Genomic DNA, 3,609 nt, shown 5'->3' with positions numbered 1-3,609 from the left:
GGGCCACCCGTCCGTGGCCCGCCTACTCGCCGTCCCGGTCCTCCTCGGCCAGCCGCCGCTCCTCGCGGTGGGCGAGCCGCGCCTTCACCAGGCCGGCCACGGCGGGGATGGCCGAGATGAGCACGATGCCCACCACCACAAGCTCGAAGTGCTCCTGCACCGCGGGAATCTGCCCGAAGAAGTAGCCCAGCAGGGTGAAGAGCGACGACCACACGATGCCGCCGAGCACGTTGAAGCCAAAGAAGTGGTGCCACTTCATGCCACCCACGCCAGCCAGGAACGGCACGAACGTGCGGATGAAGGGGAAGAAGCGCCCCAGGAAGATGGAGACGCCGCCCCACTTGTCCATGAAGGCCTCGGACTGCGCCACGCGCTCGGGCGTGAGGGCCTTGATGCGACCGCTGTCGATGATGCGCCGGCCCAGGAAGTGGCCGATGAAGAAGTTGCACTGGTCGCCGAGGATGGCGGCGGCCCACANGAACAGGAGCANCTCCCAGATGGGCAGCACCTGGCCGGCCTCGCCGTGACAGAGCACGCCGGCGGCAAACAGCAGGGAGTCGCCGGGCAGGAACGGCATGAAGACCACGCCGGTCTCGATGAACACCACCAGGAAGATGAAGCCCACGGCCACCATGGGACCCTGGGCGATCCAGCCCTGGATGGCCGCCATGGGGTCCTGCAGCAGGCCGGCGATGAATGCGATGAAGTCCATGGCGCTCCTCGGGTGAATCGGTACGGAAGCGCCCCTCGGGCCGCACGGCTCGAGGGGCGCGCTGCGTGCCAGGCGGGAACGGGCGCCCACCAGAGGCCCCTTATGGCTGCTACCTCCCGGTCCTGACCAGGTTCGGGACATGGTGTCGCCCGCCCCTGCCGGACACGCATGGCCCATAGTATAGCGGTGCGGGGCCCGTGCCGGCCCCGAGCGCCGCGACCGCCGTTTCTACAGATAGGAAGCGTCATGGACGCCGCCCCCGCCANCCACGCCGAGCGCATGGCCGCCGGCCTCTGGTACGACGCCAACTTCGACCCCGAGCTCCTCGAGGCCCGTCGCCGGGCGGCCTCGGCCTGCCGCGCCTTCAACGCCTGCGACCCGGCGGACGCCGAGGAGTGCGACCGGCTGATGCGCGCCGTGCTCGGCTCGGTGGGCGCGGCCGTCGAGGTGCTCGCCCCGCTCACCGTGGACTACGGGTCCAATGTGACCCTCGGCGACGGGTGCTTCGTCAATCACGGCGCCTACTTCATGGACGGCGCGCCCGTAACGCTGGGGAGCCACGTCTTCGTGGGCCCCGACTGCGGCTTCTACACCGCCTGCCACCCGCTGGTGCCCGAGGAGCGCAACGCGGGCTGGGAGCGGGCCCTTCCCATCACGGTGGGTGACGACGTGTGGATCGGCGCCAAGGTGTGCCTGCTGCCCGGCGTGACCGTGGGCGCCGGCTCCGTGGTGGGCGCTGGCTCGGTGGTCACCCGCGACGTGCCGCCCGGGGTCGTGGCCGCGGGCAACCCGTGCCGGCCGCTCCGCGCCGTCACCGACGCCGACCGTGTGCTTTCCGGTGGCGTTTCGCGCGACTGAGGCCTCGCGGCCCCCGCCGGCGCTCCCCGCGTTTAANAAGGGGAGAGTCGTCGGNCGGGGGACCCGCTGCGTCACCCGCTCCAATGAGAGAAAGAGAGAGGAGCGGCATGATTTACTCGACAGAAGTGGAGGCCATGTGCCCTGTGGCCAAGGGCGCCTACCACGGCCCNGCACCCATCCCCGANGAGGGCAAGTGGGTCCAGGCCAAGGAGATCTCCGACATCTCCGGCCTCACCCACGGTGTGGGCTGGTGCGCGCCGCAGCAGGGCGCCTGCAAGCTCACGCTCAACGTCAAGGACGGCATCATCGAGGAGGCCCTCGTCGAGACCATCGGCTGCTCGGGCATGACCCACAGCGCCGCCATGGCCTCAGAGATCCTGCCCGGCAAGACCATCCTCGAGGCCCTCAACACCGACCTCGTGTGCGACGCCATCAACACCGCCATGCGCGAGCTGTTCCTGCAGATCGTCTACGGCCGCACCCAGACGGCCTTCTCCGAGGGCGGCCTGCCCATCGGCGCCGCCATGGACGACCTCGGCAAGGGCCTGCGCTCCCAGGTGGGCACCATGTANGGCACCAAGGCCAAGGGCGCGCGCTACCTCGAGCTCGCCCAGGGCTACGTCACCAGGCAGGCGCTCAACGACAAGGACGAGATCGTCGGCTTCGAGTTCATCAACCTCGGCGTGCTCGCCGACGCCCTGAAGGACGGCCTCGACGCCGCGGCCGCCGTCGAGAAGGACACCGGACGCTACGGCCAGTGGGACAACCCCGCCAAGGTCATCGACCCCCGTCACGAGTAGGAAAGGAGCTGAAGTCACCCATGGCAGTTACGNTCGAAGGCTACGAGCGCCGCATCGACAAGATCAACGAGACCCTCGCCGAGTACGGTATCTCCTCCCTGGAGGAGGCCCAGAAGATCTGCGAGGACCACGGCATCGACCCGCGCGCCATCGTCCTGGGCGTCCAGTCCATCGCGTTCGAGAACGCCGTCTGGGCCTACACGGCAGGCTGCGCCATCGCCCTCAAGAAGGCCGAGAGGGGCGAGGTCAAGACCGCCTCTGACGCCGCCGCCGCCATCGGCGTGGGCCTGCAGTCCTTCTGCGTGCCCGGGTCCGTGGCCGACGACCGCAAGGTNGGCCTGGGCCACGGCAACCTCGGCGCCATGCTCCTCGGCGAGGACACCGAGTGCTTCGCCTTCGTGGCCGGCCACGAGTCGTTCGCCGCGGCCGAGGGCGCCANCGGTATCGCCAACAACGCCAACAAGGCCCGCAAGACCCCGCTGCGCGTGATCCTCAACGGCCTTGGCAAGGACGCCGCCCAGATCANCGCCCGTATCAACGGCTTCACCTACGTCAAGACGTCGTTCGACTACTACACCGGCGAGCTCACCGTCGTGGAGAAGATTCCCTACTCCGACGGCCCCCGTGCCGCGGTGAACTGCTACGGCGCCGACGACGTGCGCGAGGGCGTGGCCATCATGTGGAACGAGAACGTGGACATCTCCATCACGGGCAACTCCACCAACCCCACGCGCTTCCAGCACCCGGTGGCCGGCACCTACAAGAAGGAGCGCCTGGAGAACGGCAAGAAGTACTTCTCCGTGGCCTCCGGCGGCGGCACCGGCCGCACGCTGCACCCCGACAACATGGCCGCCGGCCCCGCCTCCTACGGCATGACCGACACCATGGGCCGTATGCACTCCGACGCCCAGTTCGCCGGCTCCAGCTCCGTCCCGGCCCACGTGGACATGATGGGGCTCATCGGCATGGGCAACAACCCCATGGTCGGTGCCACCGTCGCGTGCGCCGTGGCCGTGGAGGAGGCCATCACCGACGCCATCGAGAAGGGCCTGTAGCCCTCACCGGCGCCACCCGGCATCGCCCCGCCCCGCAGGGCCCCGACCGCACCGCGCGGCCGGGGCCCTGTCCCGTGTCCCACCACCCGGACACTTTTGTCCCACTTTTGGCGAGCTCGCGGCCTCGGTGAGCGGCTTGGTGGCCTTCGGTGAGCGGATTTCTACTCACCGAAGGGTCCCTGTC

At 69.3% G+C, this 3,609-nt stretch carries 4 protein-coding genes and 1 other RNA gene; 3 read left to right on the top strand and 2 right to left on the bottom strand.

Going from position 1 to position 3,609, the window contains the following annotated elements; genetic code table 11:
- Nucleotides 1–22: 22 nt before the first annotated feature.
- Both JX283_RS07975 and ffs read right to left on the bottom strand, forming a co-directional pair.
- Complete coding sequence (locus tag JX283_RS07975) at nucleotides 23–712, bottom strand: DedA family protein (protein ID WP_204830101.1); 690 nt, start codon at nucleotides 710–712, stop codon at nucleotides 23–25.
- Nucleotides 713–778: 66 nt separating this feature from the next.
- Nucleotides 779–874, bottom strand: an RNA gene (gene ffs, locus JX283_RS07970) — signal recognition particle sRNA small type.
- An 84-nt stretch (nucleotides 875–958) separates the two neighbouring features.
- On the opposite strand from ffs, the gene JX283_RS07965 reads away from it, so the two are divergent.
- From JX283_RS07965 to JX283_RS08595, 3 genes are all read left to right on the top strand, one after another.
- Nucleotides 959–1,570, top strand: coding sequence for a sugar O-acetyltransferase (locus JX283_RS07965; protein WP_204830100.1), 612 nt, complete (start codon nucleotides 959–961; stop codon nucleotides 1,568–1,570).
- 107 nt (nucleotides 1,571–1,677) lie between these two features.
- Nucleotides 1,678–2,370 carry an iron-sulfur cluster assembly scaffold protein gene (locus JX283_RS07960; RefSeq protein ID WP_204830099.1) on the top strand — a complete coding sequence of 231 codons (693 nt, stop codon included), beginning with the start codon at nucleotides 1,678–1,680 and terminating at the stop codon, nucleotides 2,368–2,370.
- Between the two features lie 20 nt (nucleotides 2,371–2,390).
- Nucleotides 2,391–3,425: a GGGtGRT protein gene (locus JX283_RS08595; RefSeq protein WP_239652550.1), complete on the top strand. Its 1,035-nt coding sequence runs from the start codon at nucleotides 2,391–2,393 to the stop codon at nucleotides 3,423–3,425.
- The last annotated feature ends 184 nt before the right edge of the window (nucleotides 3,426–3,609 follow it).

The sequence above is a fragment of the Olsenella sp. CU969 genome (genome assembly GCF_905219715.1).
Taxonomy (GTDB): domain Bacteria; phylum Actinomycetota; class Coriobacteriia; order Coriobacteriales; family Atopobiaceae; genus Granulimonas; species Granulimonas faecalis.
This window is presented reverse-complemented; position numbering and strand designations above follow the sequence as displayed.